Origin of the sequence: Streptomyces sp. NPDC000229, from assembly GCF_040300825.1 — a bacterium.
Classification (GTDB): domain Bacteria; phylum Actinomycetota; class Actinomycetes; order Streptomycetales; family Streptomycetaceae; genus Streptomyces.
Map to the genome: position 1 here is coordinate 274,538 of NZ_JBEPEL010000001.1, position 14,288 is coordinate 288,825.

A 14,288-nucleotide genomic window follows, 5' to 3' on the forward strand; every position below is an offset into this window, starting at 1 on the left:
TCGAGGTAGGCCCCGGCCGATGGAGTGCGGCCATCGGAGGATTGGTCGATCCTCCAAGACATCGGATCACCCCGCAAGACCCCGTTCACACCGTGGACGTCTCGCGGTACAGGTAGGCCCGCTCGGCAGCGGTCCACGCCGTGCTCGTGACGACGTAGAGCGCGGCGGCGAGCGGCACCACGGCGACGGTGACGAGCGTCGCGAAGGACAGCAGCGGCATCACCTTCCCCATCCCCGCGCCCGGGCCACCGGCCATCCCCTCGCCCAGCTCCGCCATCTGCCCCTTCGTACGCCGGTACGTGTACGTGGCCAGGGCGGCGACGATCACGAACAACGCCACGTACACCAGCCCGGCGGCCCCGAAGACGCCGCCATCGGCCAGGGCGTCCGTCCAGCGCCCGACGAGGGGCGCGGCGAGCAGGGTGTGCCCCGCCATCGTTCCGCCCGAGAACAGGTGATACATCAGGAAAAAGGCAGGTGCCTGAAGGAGGCTCGGCAGGCAGCCGGCCAGCGGCGACACCTTCTCCTCGGCATGCAGCTCCAGCACCGCCCGCTGCAACCGCTCGGGGTCCTTGGCGTGCTTCCTGCGCAGCTCGGCGATCTGCGGCGCCAGCCGCGTACGCGCCTTCTGCCCGCGCGCGGCGGCCCGGGACAGCGGGTGCACGGCGAGCCGGACGAGCATGGTGAACACGACGATGGCGGCGGCGGTGGCGGAGCCGTGGAACAGGGGCTGGAGCAGGGCGGCGAGCTGCTCGACCAGCGAGGCGAAAACGGACATGGAAAGGAGCCCTCCGAGGGTCTCGTCGTACCGGAAATCGGGATTTCGGCAGGACGGAACCGCGCGGGGCGAGCCCGGAAGGAGAACCCCTACGCGGCCGTCACGACGAGACGGCCGGGCGCTCGGGGCCGCCGGCGCCCGGAGGCGTCGGGATCGCGCTGTGGCAGGAACGCCGTGCGCTGCTCACGGTCGCGGATGGCCGTACGCACCCGTGTCGGCGGTACGGCGGGCACGCAGCGCGCGGCGATGACGGCGCACGCGACGAGCTCGGAGGCGACGGCGGCGAGCGCCACGGCAGCGGAGAGGGCGCCGCCCTCGGCGTACAGGCCCTCGGAGAAGAGGAACAGCAGGAAACCGAGGAGACCACAGCGCGCCAGCCGCGCGACAAGAGCACTCATGCCGCCCCCCTTCCTCACCTCAGTTTCCCCCACACGATGAGCCGGTGCGTCGAACTGTACTCAGGAGTGCATGTGGTGAGGGTCACGTAGCGGCCGGGCTCGTCGTAGCCCTTGGGTACGGGGGCGATGGCGGCGGTGTCGCGGGGCGAGGTCCGCGCGAGCATGCGGTCGACCACGTACGTGAAGACCCCGTCCCGCGTCTCCACGACGATCTCGTCCCCCTTCCGGAGCCGGTTGATGTAGCGGAAGGGCTCGCCGTGGGTGTTGCGGTGCCCGGCGAGGGCGAAGTTCCCCAGCCGGCCGGGCAGGGCGGTGCCGGGGTAGTGGCCGACGTACCCCTTGTCGAGCACGCCGCGCCTGGCGACGCCGCGGGCGACGGGGACGGTCACGCGGAGGGCGGGGATGCGGAGGACGGCGTAGGCGGGAGCATCCCGGGCGGCGGGACGCGGCTCCCCGGCGGGCACCGCGGCCGAAGACTCCCGAGCCGGCTCCCTCCCGAGCGGCGGCCCTGCGGAGGCGTCCCGCTCCTGCTCCGCCGGGGGAGCGGCTGGGGGCGCGGCCGGGGGAGCCGCCGGGGGCGCCGCCGCTTCCCCCGCCCACTCCCGCTCCAGGGCGTGGACCTGGCGCTGCGCACCGGCGCGCGCCTGCTGGTTGGTCCACCAGAACTGATGGACGACGAGGAGCAGGAGCACCACCCCGGCCGTGACAGCCAGCTCACCCGCCGCCCACACCCCACGGGCGAACGCCCCGCGCCACCCGCGCCGCCGCTGCCGTACCACCACTGGTATCCGCTCGCGCACGGCGGCACCATAGGTGCTCGCCCGCCAACCCACCAGACCCGCCGCACAGCAGTACGGTGTCACCCATGCGCCCCGACACGCCTGCCGATCACATCACCGAAGCCGAGCGTCTGCTGCGCACCGCGGAGCGGTACCCCGAGGACCGGGAACCGCTGCTGCTCCGGGCGGCCGCCCACCTGGAGCTGGCCGGCGCCCGCGCTCGGGCGACGACGCTGTACGACGACCTCCTGGCCGCGACGCCGCCTCCGGAGAACCCGCACCTGGTCAAGGCCCTGAAGGCGGCCAACCTGTGGGAGTACGGCCACGAGGCCGAGGCCCGGGCCATCATCGAGGGCCTCCGCGCCACACCGCCCTCCGACCCGGCCGCATGGGAGATCGTCGCGGAGACACTGGAGGCCCACGACGAGCTGGAGGCCTCCGAGACGACGTTCACCACCGCCGTGACGACCCTGGTCCCCTCACCGGACGACGAGGTCCCGTACCCGACCCAGTCGCTCCTGGTGGGCCGGCACCGGGTGCGCCGCCTGCTCGCGCTGCGCCACGACGACTGGGACGTCCTGGCGGACCGCCTCCACAGGGGCGCCGTGCCGTTGGACGAGCTGCACGACCCGAAGCGCCTGTGGTCGCTCGGCTCCTCCGACCCGGCCGAGCTCCAGGCGGAGATCGCGCGCCTGCGCAGCGAGCTCGGCTCGTACCGGACGGCCCTGTCCCGCCCGTTCCCGGTCGCGGTCCTGCTCTGGCCGGCCGACGAGCTGACCGAGCTGCTGGCCGCCTATCCGGAGCTGGAGTCCGAGTACCCGACCCACGAGGCCCACCTCACCGACCTCGAAGCCTCCCTCCGCGAACTCGCCGCCGCGGGCACCCCGAACCTGGGCATCGTCCAGGGCACGGTCCCCTCGTACGAAGCGTTCGCGGCCTCGGAGGCCACCTCCCCCTCCAACGCGGCGCTCCTCCCCCAATACGCCACCACCCTCGCCGCCCGCGGCCGCGCCACCCCCTGGCCCCCGGCCCGCACCTCCCCCTGCTGGTGCGGCTCGGGCACGAAGTACGGCGACTGCCACGGCACGGCGCAGATCTGACCGTTCGGGAATTGGACCGTTCCCCTCCTCTTCACCTTCCGCATGCAGTACTTTCACAATTGACTACTGCCGCTGACTGGCTCCTGTTCCCCCACACAGCCCCAGTCCCTGTGTGAGGGAGACATGTGCCCATGAGCACCCCGTACCAGCAGCCATCCGCCGCCCGCCCCCTGTACCGCATGAAGCGCGTCTGGGCGGGCGGCCTGCTGCTCCTGCTGATCGGCACGGGCTGCGGAGCCGTGAGCGCCGAGGAGGCCCCCAAGTCGGCCGCCACCAAAGCCGCCCCAGCCGTCACGGTGACCACCACGGCCACCGCCACGGCCACCGCAACCCCCACGGCCGCCCCCGCCCCGGCCCCCACGGTCACCGTCACCGAAACGGTCACGGCGACGGCCACGGTCACCCGCGAGGCCCCCGCGGCGGCCAACGACGACTCGGGCAACGCCGATTCGGACACCGGCGGCGACGTCTACTACAGCAACTGCGCCGACGCCCGCGCCGCCGGCGCCACCCCGGTCCGCCGCGGCGACCCGGGCTACGGCCGCCACCTCGACCGCGACAACGACGGCGTGGGCTGCGACAACGGCTGAACCGGCCGTCTAGATGGTCAGTCGCCATTCGGCGGCGAGCGACGAGCCTCCCCAACCGCCAGGGCGCTCCCAGATGGACGCGATGCCAAGGGTCTCGAGGTAGTCGGCGTAGTCCCCTATGTCGTGGGTGAAGAGGGCGATGAGGTGCGGTGCTGGCTTACCGTGGAGTGTGTAGTGCACGTGGCGGTACTCGAAGAGTTGGCCCACGGCTTCACGCCCCGCGAGGTACTCCCTCCCGGGCAGGACTGTCTTGACCTCCACCAGCCAGTCCTGCCCCGGGTGTTCACGGTGACGGAGAACCAAGTCGCGCGGGTGCACCCCCCTGTTGTGGGCCTCGTACTCGCACGCGCGGGCGTGGAGGGAGAACCTCGCCAGGAGCGCCTCGTGTTCCTGGCGTCTCTCCGCCGTACCTCCCTTGATCACGACGGAGTAGCCCTTGCTGCTCCTTGGCTGGAATCCCCCGAGGTTGTCGTCTCCACCGTGGTCGTGGTCGGGGTACTCAAGAGCCGGTTCGCTGGATCTCGGCACCTGGAACAGGAGGCGATCCGCCGCGGCGGCGTCTCGAAGGAGTTGGACGCCCTCCTTGAGATCCTCGGCCAGCGCCTCGTCGGAGGGCATACTCGCCAGCTCGTAGCGTCGTGCTGCCACGTTGGCCTTCTCGTACGAGCGAGCGCGCCAGTACTTGGTCTCGACGAGCAAGTCGAGTCCGTCCCGCCACTTGTCGGCGAGCGTCGGGTGCAGCGCACCCCTCAGTTTCTCGGCCTGCGCGGTCAAGTAGCGGTGCAGACGTGCGCCCTTGCCGTACGTATCGGTCAGGCTCGTGATGCCTTGCTGCAGCGTGAGCGTGACCGCCCTGAGGTCGGAACGGTATATGTACGCGAGGTAGAGACCCTCACCAGGCTTGTCATTGATGGTCGGGTCGAACACGCCGATCCATGGCGTGCGGCTGGCGTTTCCTTGCCCTCCGTACCCGAGGGCGGTGCATCCCTCGGGCCAGGGCAGGTCCTGCCTCTCTTTCACACCCAACAGCAGGGCCTGGCCAGGCAGGTCACTAGAGGCCTTGCCCTCGGGCTTGAAGTCCTCGGAGACACGTATGAGCAGATCGCGCAACGACATCCGCAAAAACTAACTCGCATGCGATCACTTCTAGGCCGAACTTCGATCATTTAGTGACTGTCAGTCCCACTTGATAGAACACCCGCAACGATCACACGTCACACAGGAGCGAGCCTTGCCTCAGATCGGCAGCGATTCATCGACCCTGTCAGCGGGGCTGTACGAGCAGCTCATCACCATGCGCCTGGAACAGCGGCTGGCAGAGATCGCCGATCAGGGATGGCATCAGGTCAGCGACACCATCGGGCCGGAGTCCGTCCCGCACGTGCTGGCGAGGCACATCGCCGAGACTGTGCGCCGAGTGCTCCACGGATTGCCTGCCGAAGAGCGGGTACACGCCGCGAACCACATCCTGGAGTCCATCAGCACGCTGGAGGGCGCTCGTGAGTGGGTGGAGCTCGTGGCCGATGGGCCACGCGAACTGCTCGCGCTGGCCCGCCAGGAAGCCCCCGGCGTCTACGCGATCCGGCCAGCGACCCCCCTCTCGGACACCGCGCTGATCACCAACGCCCCCGAAGACCCAAGCCTCGGCTTCGAACTCCGTACCGAGATCGCTACCGCTGACCGCGTCGACCTCCTCTGCGCGTTCGTGAAGTGGCATGGGCTCCGCATCATCGAGCAGTCCTTGAAGGCCGCCTCTGAACGACGAGTGCCGATACGGGTCATCACGACCACGTACATCGGGGCCACCGAACGCCGTGCCCTGGACCGCCTCGTGAAGGAGTTCGGCGCGGAGGTCAAAGTCAACTACGAGACACGTTCCACCCGCCTCCACGCCAAGGCATGGCTGTTCCGTCGTGACACCGGCTACGACACGGCGTACGTGGGAAGCTCGAACCTCTCCAAGGCGGCGTTGCTGGACGGGCTTGAGTGGAACGTCCGGCTCTCCTCCGTCGCTACCCCAGATGTCCTCCGCAAATTCGAGGGCACCTTCGACGCCTACTGGAGCGACCCGTCCTTCGAGGCGTACGACCCCGAACGCGACGGGAACCGCCTCGACGAGGCCCTCACCATCGCTGGCGGTACGCCCTCGACCTCCTCGACCCGCATCACGCTGTCCGGTCTAGAGGTACGACCGTACCCACACCAGCGCGACATGCTGGAGCGCCTCGAGGTCGAACGGGCCGTCCACGACCGTCACCGCAACCTCCTCGTGGCTGCGACCGGGACCGGCAAGACGGTGATGGCCGCCCTCGATTACAAGCAGCTCCGCCAGCGGTACGGCCGTGATCTGCGACTGCTTTTCGTAGCGCACCGCCGGGAGATCTTGCAGCAGTCGATGCGGACTTACCAGGACGTACTGAATGACGCGAACTTCGGCGAGCACCTCCATAGCGGCGAAATTCCGGAGCGCTGGTCCCATGTCTTCGCCAGCGTGCAATCCCTGAACGCCCGCGCTCTGGATCAGCTGGCACATGACCACTTCGACGTGATCGTGATCGACGAGTTCCACCACGGCACATCACCGACGTACCGAAAGATCATCGACCACTTCGAACCCATGGAACTGCTCGGTCTGACGGCCACCCCGGAGCGGATGGACGGTAAGAACGTCCAGGACGAGTTCTTCGACGGGCGGATCGCGGCCGAAATGCGCCTGTGGGAGGCCCTGGAGAATGACCTACTCAGCCCCTTCCACTACTTCGGCATCAGTGACAGCACCGACTTGAGTGCTGTGCAGTGGAAGCGCGGAGGCTACGACGCGACCGACCTGGGCAATGTGCTCACCGGCAACGACGCCCGCGCGCGACTGGTCGTGAAGGCGGTGATGGACAAGATCGCTGACCCGTCCTCGATGCGGGCTCTCGGCTTCTGCGTCACCGTCGCCCACGCTCACTTCATGGCGGAGTTTTTCCGCGTTGCCGGCCTTAACGCCGTCGCCCTGTCCGGTGAGACGCCTCCCGAGCAGCGCAAGCAAGCCCTGGCCGACCTCACATCCGGCACCCTCCAGGTGATCTTCTCTGTCGACCTCTTCAATGAAGGCCTCGACATCCCCGACGTGGACACTCTGCTCCTCCTACGCCCCACCTCCAGCGCCACGGTCTTCCTCCAGCAGCTGGGACGCGGACTGCGACGCAGCGACAACAAGGCCGTGCTCACGGTCCTGGACTTCATCGGCCAACACCGCAAGGAATTCCGCTTCGAGAACCAGTTCCGGGCTCTCACGAACCTGACCCGCAAGCGGCTCCTGGCCAACATCGAGCAAGACTTCCCCCAACTGCCTTCCGGCTGCCACATCATCCTTGAGGAGAAGGCGAAGAAGGCGATCATCGCCAACATCAAGGACCAGATCGGCGTCAACGTCACAGTCCTGGCACGCGAGGTGGCGGATTACGCCATCCCACAGCTCAGCCGCTACCTGGCGGAAAGCGGTCGCGAACTCAAGGAGCTCTACCGAGGCAACGGCAACTCCTGGACCGGACTGCTCCGCCGGGCGGGGCTGCTGAAGTCGGACGCGCCAGAGGGCGAAGCCGCACTACTGAAGCGCATCCCCTCATTCCTCCACGTCGACGACCCGCTCCGAGTTGCCGCCTACACCCGTCTCCTTGAGGACGACGCCCCCACGTACGACGAACTCGACGCCCGCGGTCAGGCATACGCCCGGATGCTGTTCTTCCAGCTCTGGCCTCTGGGTGGCTTCACCCGCAAGGGCTTCGCAAGCTACGACGAGGGCTTCGCCACCCTCCGCGACCAGAGCGCCTTCCGGGATGAACTCCGACAGGTCCTGGCGTACAACCTGGCCCACACGGAGCACGTCCCCATCCCCATGGTGAACGACCTCGCGGATCTTCCCCTGACCGTGCACGCCTCATACAGCCGCGAAGAAATCCTTCCCGCTCTCGCCCAGTCCTTCATTGGCGGCTTTATGCCGGGCGACTTCCGCGAGGGGGTGAAGTGGTGCGAGTCGATCAAAACCGACGCGCTGCTCATCACCCTCGAGAAGGACGAGAAGGACTTCTCGCCACAGACGCGCTACCACGACTACGCCCTGAGTGAGACGCTCTTCCACTGGGAGTCACAGAACCAAACCTCCGACACCTCACCCACCGGCCTGCGCTACCAGCGTCACGCCGCCGAAGGCAGCCATGTGCTGCTCTTTGTCCGCCGCTACAAGAGCACGGACATAGGCGGCGCCCAGCCCTGGATGCTGCTCGGCCCTGCCACGTACGTAGAGCACAAGGGCAGCAAGCCGATGGCCATTACGTGGCAGCTCCAGCACGAGATCCCTGCCGACGTCTACACGTACTCCGCCATCGCGGCGAGCTAGGCGTATAGCTCTGCCTCGAAGTGCGTCTGAGCCCGGTCCAGCGCCTCGTCCGGGTCGCAGCCGTGCGCCTGTAGCCAGTGGAGGAGGTCGGCGATCACGTCGATGGCCGCCTCCTCCGCCACGGCGACGCTCAGCAGGCTGGGGGTCGCAGCCCGAGGCAGCCTGGCCGCCCCGTACAGGGCGAGCATCGCCTCCGCGCGAGTCACGCGCGGGCCGCCACTGTGCCCGTCCGGTGCAGTGAGCCCGGTCGCGATCTCGCACCAGGTCACCTTGCGGTCGGCACGTAGCTGTACGCCCCAGCGATCGGCGACAGCATCGACGAGCCCCATCCCCCGACCGCACTCGGCATCCGGGCCAGCCTGGATGAGGGTAGGCAGCGCTCGGGTGTCGGGGTCATGGACCTCGATACGGAGATGCGTGCCACTCATGGAGACGGCGAGCGTGGTGGGCGTACCGGCGCCGACATGCGTGATGACGTTGGCGACCAGCTCACTCACACAGAGTTGTGCGGCGTCTACTTGCTTACTCAGTCCCCACAGGCGCAGGTGAGTTCGGATGACGTTTCTGAGTCCCGAGACCTCCTCCGCCTCCGCCAGAAAGGGAATCTCCCAACTCTTCCGTGAGACTCCGCAACGGCATACGTCCACAGTGATCGCCCCCTTGGGTAGCGGCAGAGCGCATCATCGCGCCCAGATCAGCGTTCCACTGGAACTCTCAAAATGGAACTCTCATAGGCGAGCTGAGGAAGCAAGTGGCAAGCGCGAGCGCCCCCGGCGTGCGCCACCTTGCTGCTAGCTCCTGAGTGCGTGCACCCTCAGGGAGATCGAAACGAAGGGCGCAGAGCATGCCAGTCGGACCCACCACCCGTCGACGCCAACTAGGCGTCGAACTCCGCCGCCTTCGCGAGCGCGCAGGCTTGACCCTGGAGGAGGCGGGCGCCCGCGTGGGCATTTCCAAGGCCACGCTGAGCCGCTATGAAACCAAGGAGGGGACCGTCAAATGGCCTGCTGTCGATGCTCTCTGCCGCGAATACGGAGCCGCCGACGAGGAGCGAGCAGCACTCGTCGAGCTCGCCAAGGGCGCAAAGATCCAGGGATGGTGGCGATCACTCGCCGACTCCATCCCTGAGTCGATGAACCTCATGCTCACGCTCGAGGACGAGGTCGTACGTGAAGACCACTACGCCTGCATGTACGTGCCGGGCCTCCTCCAGACCCGCCACTACGCGGAAGCCGTTCACCGTGCCTCGGAAATGCGCTGCGACGAGGACGAAGTCCAGCACATGGTCGACATCCGAATGAAGCGCCAGGAGCTCCTCCATCGCGACGAACCTCCGCACATCTGGGCGGTAATCGATGAGGCGGTGATACGGCGACGCGTGGGTGGTCGCGAGACCATGCGAGAGCAGTTGAGACATTTGCTGGACCTCGTCGCACTGCCCCACATCACCCTGCAAGTCCTGCCCTTCGCAACAGGAGCCCATGCGGCCGCAGTCGGCAGCTTCGTGATCCTGGGTGGCCCCACTCCCGAGCTGGACGTCGTCTACGCGGACCTGCTCGGCGGTGGCCTGTTCATGGAGAAGCCGAAGGAACTGGAGCGCTATAAGTTGGCGTTCGACTACCTCCGCGCACAGGCGCTCGACCTCCCGGCCTCGGCGGAGTTCATACAGCGCGTGCACGAGGAGCACTGATGGCGAACGGGCCGAACCTCCGATGGTTCAAGTCGTCGTACAGCGGCGGCAGCGGCACGGAGTGTGTCGAATGCGCACGGGTCGACGTCGGGGTGCTCGTGCGGGACTCCAAGCGACCCGGCGGGCCTGCCATGGCGGTGTCGGGTGAGGCGTGGCGGGCCTTCGTCGGGTGGTGTCAGGGCAGCCGGCGGTCCACCGCCGCCTGAACTTCGTCCGGCGTGGGGGGCGAGGCGGACTCGGCCGGCCAGTGGGGGTGGGCAGCGGTGAGTTTGGAGGCGAGTTCGCGGGACAGGGTGGCGCGGGCCTGGTCGTTCTGGGCGGCGGCGATGCGGCGGCCCCAGCGGACCGTGTCGACGATGGCGGACTTCACGGCCTCGTAGGCGAGGTAGTAGTCCAGGGCCTCGTGCCACTGCTCGCGGCATTCGGGGGGTGCCGCGCGGTGCCAGGCGGTGGTGATGACCGTCCGGTCGGCGGCGGTGGGGGCGGTCTTGTGGAGATGGTCGGCGAGGTCGTAGACCGGGTCACCCCACAGGGCCAGTTCCCAGTCCAGGAAGGTGACGTGGTTCCGGTCGGTGAGGATCATGTTCTTGCGGTGGATGTCCGCGTGGAGGAGGCGGAAGGGCCGTGGCGTCAGGGTGTCGGGAGTTGGAGATCAGACGGGCCGTACGACAGTGCTCCGGCGTGCGGTTGCGCAGTTCCTGGATGAGGCGCGACTTCCCGATTCCGCCGACTCCGACGACGTTCAGGATTCGCAGCCGGTCGGAGATCCCTCGTAACTCCTCGTCGTACATGGCGAGCAGTTCCTCGCGGTTGAAGAACTGCCGCTGCAACGCCGAAACTCGTCGATATCGCGGTCTGATCGGCATGACGGCTCCCCCTGGTACCCGACGCTACGGGCTGAGGCTACCCACGGGGACAGCCCGTCGCGAGCACGAATCAGTGTTCGCCCGCCGATCGCGTCATCACCATCACCTTTTGGACGCAAGGCAGTTGGGCGTCGCGGGCCTCGGCCATCAGGTCGTCGCGGCGGCAGAGGCCGCGCTCGGTGACCTCCGTCAGCAGGGTGGTGACCGCGTTCTCGGTGTCGAGGTACGGGATCGCGTCCATGACGGCTCGCGGGAGGGGCGCGCAGGCCAGGCCGGTGACGGCGGCGCGGCGCGCGGGGCGGATGGTGGGGCGTACGTGGACGTAGGAGTGGCCACGGGGGCCGGCGCGGTGGGTGACCAGGACGTCCACCTCGGGGGCGGGTACGGAGGTCACGCCGTACAGGGCGAGGGCGGCCGGGCCGGTGAGGAGGGCGTCGGGGCCCGCGTACAGGAGGGCTCCGCGCAGCCGCTGCCGTGGGGTGGGGGCGGTCGCCTGGAGCGCGATCACCCGGGGCAGGAGGCGGCGCCATGGGCCGGGTGGGCGGCAGTGGGCGGTGATCACGGAGGACGCGCAGCCCAGGTCCATGAGCTGGTGGACGGTGGCGACGCCGTCCTGGGCGAGGACGAGCGGGTCGGTGGCGAGGAGCTGCGGCGGGATGGGGGTCGGCATGCGCGGTTCGTGCCCGTGGGGGGCGCGCGCTTATCCGTGGGCCGTCCTGCCGTTACGAGATGGTGGCAGGAAGGGTCCTGCACCGCCCCCGGACGGTTACTTACTGTCATCCTTTCGTCACAGTGTGGCTGGGTGAGCGGTACGTGGACACCAACGGCCGTGTCGACACGAAGAAGCCGCACGTTGAAGCACTACGGCAAGGCATGCGCGGACTTCTACGTGAACGGTTCGAAGCGCGCCTCCCAGTGCCACTACATCACCAAGTGACAGGTGGATCAGATCATGACCCGACGCCTCCTCACCTCACCCCAGGCCCGGCTGCTGCGCTGGCTGTTGATCGGCGCGCTGTGCTCCATGGGCGCGGCGCTCCTGGTGATGGGAGGGACACTGCTCCTCCCGGATGACATGGTGCGATCCATGTCGGATCGGACCTACAGCGGCCTGGTCCTCGGCACGACACTGGTCTTGAGCGCGGGAGTGTTCGTCCGAGCCCGCCGCAACCGGCCCCGTCCCCCGCGTTAGCCTCGAGCCAGGGCATGACCGAGCGTATGGACGAGGGAAGGCAGGGCAGCGGCATGGCGAGGATTCCGGCATCGGCGGTGGCGGCGAGTGGGCTCGTCGGGGGGTACGCCGTCGCGCGGTGGACGAAGAAGCGGCCGCTCGGTGGGGTGGCCCTGGCGGCGGCGGGCGCCCTGGCGGCACGGGAGTGGAAGCAGCGGAGTGGGGGGAAGGCGGCCGCGGGGCTGACCGCCGCGTACGTGGCGGCATTCGCCGGGTCGCATCCGCTGGCCAAGAAGGTGGGGGCGTGGCCGGCGGTGTTCTCCGTGGCCGGGGGGATGGCGGCGGCGTCGTGGGCGGTCAGCCGGAAAAGCGGTTGAACACACGCGCGACGGCGTACGTATAAGACAGCACCTCCCCACAGTGGCTGGGCGGGTGACCGGCCGGGCAGGGGCCGGTCCCCCGCCCGGCGACGCCTCCGGGGACGCCCCTGGTGTCGTCTCTCGTGACGCCCCGTGGGGCGGTCAGCCGCCCACCGCGTGCGAGATCGTGTAGATCAGCAGGCCCGCCAGCGCGCCGACCACCGTGCCGTTGATGCGGATGAACTGCAGGTCGCGGCCGATGTGGGCCTCGATCTTCTTGGACGTCTGGTCGGCGTCCCAGCCCGCGACCGTGTCGCTGATCAGCGAGGTGATCTCGGCGCGGTACGTGGTGACGACGTACACCGCCGCGTCCTCGACCCAGCGCTCCACCTTCGCCTGGAGACGGCCGTCGGTGGCGAGCCGGGTGCCGAGCGAGAGGAGGGAGGCGCGGGCGCGCAGGCGGAGCTCGCTGCGCTCGTCCTCCGCCGCCGAGATGATCATGGCGCGTACGGAGGCCCAGGCCGAGGCGATGATGTCCTGCACCTCCGGCCGGGCCACCAGGTCGGACTTGAGGCGCTCCACCCGCGCCCGGGTGTCCGTGTCGCCCTGGAGGTCGGCCGCGAAGTCCGTGAGGAACCGGTCCAGCGCGCCGCGCGCCGGGTGGGCGGGCATGTCGCGCATCTCGGTGACGAACCGCAGCAGCTCCTTGTAGACGCGCTCGCCGACCTTCCGGTCCACGAAGCGGGGCGTCCAGCCGGGTGCCCCGCCCTGCACCGCGTCCATGATCGAGTCGGCGTGCACGATCAGCCAGTCGTGGGCGCGGTTGCAGATGAGGTCGACCGCCCCGTGGTGTGCCCCGTCGGCGACGATCTTCTCCAGGGTCTTGCCGATGCCGGGGGCGATCTCCGCGGCCTCGGCCCGCCGGGTGATCGCCTCGCCCACCACCGCCTGGACGTCGGCGTCCCGCAGCACGGTCAGCGCGCCGCGCAGCGCGGTGGACAGCTCGGCCGTCACCCGGTCGGCGTGCGCGGGCTCCGCCAGCCAGGCGCCGAGGCGGCCGCCGATGCCGAGGGCGTGGAGCCGGGCGCGTACGACGCCCTCGGAGAGGAAGTTCTCGCCGACGAAGGAGCCGAGCGAGGCGCCCAGCTGGTCCTTCTTGCTCGGGATGATCGCCGTGTGCGGAATGGGCAGCCCCATCGGGCGGCGGAACAGCGCCGTCACCGCGAACCAGTCCGCCAGCGCGCCGACCATGCCCGCCTCGGCGGCCGCCGCCACATAGCCGGGCCAGCCGGTCACGCCGGAACTGCGCGCCCAGGTCGCAAGGACGTAGATGACGGCGACCAGGAGCAGCAGGGCGGTGGCCGTGAGTTTCATCCGGCGCACGCCCCGGCGCTTCTCCTCGTCCGCGGCCGTGTACGAGAAGGCGACCAGCGACGTCTTCGTATGGTTCATCCGGCTCCACCCGTCCGCGCGCATGCGTACCTATGTCCCTACCTCAGGTACTCCCCAGCCGCACGGCGAGTTCCCCACGAACCGCCGAAGGTCACTTCCGCAGCTGCTTGCGGGCCGCCTTCCGCTCCTTGCGCTTCACGTCCACCCCGCCCATCAGCGCGAACCCGGTGATCCGCACGCGCGGCGAGCCGGGCGTGCCCTCGCCCGCGCCCCGGTCGTCGAAGCCGCCCATGAAGCCGAAGCCGGTGACCTCGACGTGCAGCTCGGGCGGGACGACCAGCTGGATGCCGCCCATGACGGCGAAGCAGCGGATGACGACCTCCCGGTCCTCGAAGTCCGCCTCACGCAGGTCGATGTCGCCGCCGCCCTGGAGCACGGCCGCCGTGAAGTTGCGCGCGACGCTCCACTTGCCGCGCCGCCCGAAGCCGCTCCAGAAGGCGAAGGCACCCCTGGAGGTGGCGGGCTTCCCGATCCGGGCCGGCCAGGCGGGGTCACCGGCCTCCACGGGGGGCGTGGCCGACGGCAGATCACGCACGAGCGGAACCAACTCGCCGTGCGTACGCGCCTTGTACGCCAGGTCGAGACGCTCCTCGAATTCGGCCATGTCGAGGCGGCCCTCGGCGACCGCGTCCCGCAGCCGCTCCGCTATCCGCTCCCGGTCGGCGTCCGAGGCCCGCATCTCGGGCAGTTCGCTCGTCATACGAACAGCCTAATGCGGGGT

Annotated in this window: 16 protein-coding genes; 7 read left to right on the plus strand and 9 right to left on the minus strand. The window is 69.1% G+C overall.

Annotated elements, in window-relative coordinates:
* Positions 1-85 precede the first annotated feature (85 nt).
* From ABT360_RS01195 to ABT360_RS01205, 3 genes are all read right to left on the minus strand, one after another.
* On the minus strand, positions 86-778 hold the full coding sequence (locus ABT360_RS01195) for a YidC/Oxa1 family membrane protein insertase (RefSeq protein ID WP_351808796.1): 693 nt from the start codon (positions 776-778) through the stop codon (positions 86-88).
* An 89-nt stretch (positions 779-867) separates the two neighbouring features.
* Positions 868-1,176: a DUF6412 domain-containing protein gene (locus ABT360_RS01200; protein ID WP_351808799.1), complete on the minus strand. Its 309-nt coding sequence runs from the start codon at positions 1,174-1,176 to the stop codon at positions 868-870.
* 14 nt (positions 1,177-1,190) lie between these two features.
* Positions 1,191-1,976 (minus strand): class E sortase, encoded by a 786-nt coding sequence (locus tag ABT360_RS01205; protein WP_351808802.1) that lies wholly within the window; start codon positions 1,974-1,976, stop codon positions 1,191-1,193.
* A 65-nt stretch (positions 1,977-2,041) separates the two neighbouring features.
* Between ABT360_RS01205 and ABT360_RS01210 the strand changes: the two genes are divergently transcribed.
* Both ABT360_RS01210 and ABT360_RS01215 read left to right on the plus strand, forming a co-directional pair.
* A complete protein-coding gene (locus ABT360_RS01210; RefSeq protein WP_351808805.1) occupies positions 2,042-3,055 on the plus strand; it encodes an SEC-C domain-containing protein in 1,014 nt (337 codons plus the stop codon).
* Between the two features lie 131 nt (positions 3,056-3,186).
* Positions 3,187-3,645, plus strand: coding sequence for an excalibur calcium-binding domain-containing protein (locus ABT360_RS01215; protein ID WP_351808807.1), 459 nt, complete (start codon positions 3,187-3,189; stop codon positions 3,643-3,645).
* 9 nt (positions 3,646-3,654) lie between these two features.
* On the opposite strand, the gene ABT360_RS01220 is transcribed toward ABT360_RS01215, so the two are convergent.
* Entirely contained in the window at positions 3,655-4,761 is a 1,107-nt protein-coding gene (locus ABT360_RS01220) for an MrcB family domain-containing protein (RefSeq protein WP_351808810.1), read from the minus strand.
* Positions 4,762-4,939: 178 nt separating this feature from the next.
* On the opposite strand from ABT360_RS01220, the gene ABT360_RS01225 reads away from it, so the two are divergent.
* Positions 4,940-8,029 carry a DUF3427 domain-containing protein gene (locus ABT360_RS01225; protein WP_444852160.1) on the plus strand — a complete coding sequence of 1,030 codons (3,090 nt, stop codon included), beginning with the start codon at positions 4,940-4,942 and terminating at the stop codon, positions 8,027-8,029.
* Here the strand turns inward: ABT360_RS01225 and ABT360_RS01230 are convergent.
* The gene (locus ABT360_RS01230; RefSeq protein WP_351808816.1) at positions 8,026-8,676 is read right to left on the minus strand and encodes an ATP-binding protein; all 651 of its coding nucleotides are present in this window, start codon (positions 8,674-8,676) and stop codon (positions 8,026-8,028) included. The genes ABT360_RS01225 and ABT360_RS01230 overlap by 4 nt on opposite strands.
* 197 nt (positions 8,677-8,873) lie before the next feature.
* On the opposite strand from ABT360_RS01230, the gene ABT360_RS01235 reads away from it, so the two are divergent.
* Both ABT360_RS01235 and ABT360_RS01240 read left to right on the plus strand, forming a co-directional pair.
* Positions 8,874-9,719, plus strand: a complete 846-nt coding sequence (locus ABT360_RS01235; protein WP_351808819.1) for a helix-turn-helix domain-containing protein — start codon at positions 8,874-8,876, stop codon at positions 9,717-9,719.
* Positions 9,719-9,925: a DUF397 domain-containing protein gene (locus ABT360_RS01240; RefSeq protein WP_351808822.1), complete on the plus strand. Its 207-nt coding sequence runs from the start codon at positions 9,719-9,721 to the stop codon at positions 9,923-9,925. Before ABT360_RS01235 ends, ABT360_RS01240 begins: the two co-directional genes overlap by 1 nt.
* Here the strand turns inward: ABT360_RS01240 and ABT360_RS01245 are convergent.
* Entirely contained in the window at positions 9,895-10,353 is a 459-nt protein-coding gene (locus tag ABT360_RS01245) for a phosphotransferase family protein (protein ID WP_351808968.1), read from the minus strand. The genes ABT360_RS01240 and ABT360_RS01245 overlap by 31 nt on opposite strands.
* A 302-nt stretch (positions 10,354-10,655) precedes the next feature.
* The gene (locus tag ABT360_RS01250) at positions 10,656-11,255 is read right to left on the minus strand and encodes a hypothetical protein (RefSeq protein ID WP_351808825.1); all 600 of its coding nucleotides are present in this window, start codon (positions 11,253-11,255) and stop codon (positions 10,656-10,658) included.
* Between the two features lie 282 nt (positions 11,256-11,537).
* Here ABT360_RS01250 and ABT360_RS01255 point away from each other — a divergent pair, with 282 nt between their 5' ends.
* Together ABT360_RS01255 and ABT360_RS01260 are read left to right on the plus strand one after the other, a co-directional pair.
* Complete coding sequence (locus ABT360_RS01255; protein ID WP_351808828.1) at positions 11,538-11,777, plus strand: hypothetical protein; 240 nt, start codon at positions 11,538-11,540, stop codon at positions 11,775-11,777.
* A 53-nt stretch (positions 11,778-11,830) separates the two neighbouring features.
* Positions 11,831-12,133, plus strand: a complete 303-nt coding sequence (locus ABT360_RS01260) for a hypothetical protein (protein ID WP_351808971.1) — start codon at positions 11,831-11,833, stop codon at positions 12,131-12,133.
* A 144-nt stretch (positions 12,134-12,277) separates the two neighbouring features.
* On the opposite strand, the gene ABT360_RS01265 is transcribed toward ABT360_RS01260, so the two are convergent.
* Positions 12,278-13,567, minus strand: a complete 1,290-nt coding sequence (locus ABT360_RS01265) for a DUF445 domain-containing protein (protein WP_351808831.1) — start codon at positions 13,565-13,567, stop codon at positions 12,278-12,280.
* Positions 13,568-13,658: 91 nt separating this feature from the next.
* Positions 13,659-14,267, minus strand: coding sequence for a DUF1707 SHOCT-like domain-containing protein (locus ABT360_RS01270; RefSeq protein ID WP_351808833.1), 609 nt, complete (start codon positions 14,265-14,267; stop codon positions 13,659-13,661).
* Positions 14,268-14,288: the final 21 nt, after the last annotated feature.

What these genes read in the sequence shown, in the direction of transcription:
- ABT360_RS01270 (WP_351808833.1), bottom strand. Translation starts at nt 14,267, where the DNA reads ATGACGAGCGAACTGCCCGAGATGCGGGCCTCGGACGCCGACCGGGAG.
- ABT360_RS01260 (WP_351808971.1), top strand. Translation starts at nt 11,831, where the DNA reads ATGGCGAGGATTCCGGCATCGGCGGTGGCGGCGAGTGGGCTCGTCGGG.
- ABT360_RS01255 (WP_351808828.1), top strand. Translation starts at nt 11,538, where the DNA reads ATGACCCGACGCCTCCTCACCTCACCCCAGGCCCGGCTGCTGCGCTGG.
- ABT360_RS01240 (WP_351808822.1), top strand. Translation starts at nt 9,719, where the DNA reads ATGGCGAACGGGCCGAACCTCCGATGGTTCAAGTCGTCGTACAGCGGC.
- ABT360_RS01225 (WP_444852160.1), top strand. Translation starts at nt 4,940, where the DNA reads ATGCGCCTGGAACAGCGGCTGGCAGAGATCGCCGATCAGGGATGGCAT.
- ABT360_RS01210 (WP_351808805.1), top strand. Translation starts at nt 2,042, where the DNA reads ATGCGCCCCGACACGCCTGCCGATCACATCACCGAAGCCGAGCGTCTG.
- ABT360_RS01265 (WP_351808831.1), bottom strand. Translation starts at nt 13,567, where the DNA reads ATGAACCATACGAAGACGTCGCTGGTCGCCTTCTCGTACACGGCCGCG.
- ABT360_RS01215 (WP_351808807.1), top strand. Translation starts at nt 3,187, where the DNA reads ATGAGCACCCCGTACCAGCAGCCATCCGCCGCCCGCCCCCTGTACCGC.
- ABT360_RS01220 (WP_351808810.1), bottom strand. Translation starts at nt 4,761, where the DNA reads ATGTCGTTGCGCGATCTGCTCATACGTGTCTCCGAGGACTTCAAGCCC.
- ABT360_RS01200 (WP_351808799.1), bottom strand. Translation starts at nt 1,176, where the DNA reads ATGAGTGCTCTTGTCGCGCGGCTGGCGCGCTGTGGTCTCCTCGGTTTC.
- ABT360_RS01195 (WP_351808796.1), bottom strand. Translation starts at nt 778, where the DNA reads ATGTCCGTTTTCGCCTCGCTGGTCGAGCAGCTCGCCGCCCTGCTCCAG.
- ABT360_RS01235 (WP_351808819.1), top strand. Translation starts at nt 8,874, where the DNA reads ATGCCAGTCGGACCCACCACCCGTCGACGCCAACTAGGCGTCGAACTC.
- ABT360_RS01250 (WP_351808825.1), bottom strand. Translation starts at nt 11,255, where the DNA reads ATGCCGACCCCCATCCCGCCGCAGCTCCTCGCCACCGACCCGCTCGTC.